Here is an 847-nt window from a genome sequence, read left to right as displayed (position 1 = left end):
CCAGGCAGCGTGCTTGCCATGGAGTCCACCGGCGGCTACGAGCGCATGCTGGCTGACCTAGCCCACGAGCGGGGGCTGAAGGTCTATGTCCTTAATCCCAAGGCCTTGCATCACTACGCCAAATCCCAGGGCCAGCGGGGCAAGACCGATCGGCTCGACGCCATCATGATCGCCCGCTTCATCGCCTCCGAGCATGAACGCCTGCACCCATATCAACCCTGCGCCCAATACATCGAGCGTCTGCGTCAGATGCTGCGTTTGCGCAGGATGGCCGTGATCACCCGGACTCAACTGCGCCTGTCCAGCGAGCGGCACCATCAAGTCCATGACGCCCAGGCTCAGGTGCAGAAGGCACTCGATGCCCTGACGGAGCTGGCCGACTCCCTTGAAGATCAGATGCTCGCCGAGATCCAGGCCGTACCTGCCTTGGCGCAAGACTTCAAGCTGCTTACCAGTATCGTCGGCGTGGGCAACCTGACGGCAACGGCCCTGGTGACCACCTTCGCTCGCATACCGTTTACCAGCTCCGATGCCGTGGTGGCCTATGCCGGACTGGATCCCAGGCCCAAGGAGTCCGGCGCCTACAAAGGCATGAGAAAGCTCAGTAAGCAGGGCGATGCCATCCTGCGCAGCCTCGCCTACAACGCCGCCACTGCCGCCGCCAGATCAATCACCTTCAAACCCATGTATCAGGCATTGCTTGCCAAAGGCTGGGCAACCACTCAAGCCTTGAACATCATTGCCAGAAAGCTCTTGCGCATCGCCTTCGGCGTATGGAAATCACGCAAACCCTTCGAGCGAGAACTCTTCCTCGCCAACCAGGCTTGCGTGAAACCATAGAATCTAC

Annotated in this window: 1 protein-coding gene; it reads left to right on the top strand. The window is 60.3% G+C overall.

What is annotated here, in order from left to right; all coding sequences use genetic code 11:
- Positions 1-840 (top strand): IS110 family RNA-guided transposase (locus tag ADE01S_RS31010; protein ID WP_156494274.1); only part of this gene is annotated, 840 nt, incomplete at its 5' end.
- Positions 841-847: the final 7 nt, after the last annotated feature.

Origin of the sequence: Achromobacter denitrificans NBRC 15125 (genome assembly GCF_001571365.1) — a bacterium.
Lineage (GTDB): Bacteria > Pseudomonadota > Gammaproteobacteria > Burkholderiales > Burkholderiaceae_B > Achromobacter > Achromobacter denitrificans.
The sequence above is the reverse complement of the archived record's forward strand: the minus strand, read 5'-3'. Positions and strand labels throughout refer to the sequence as shown.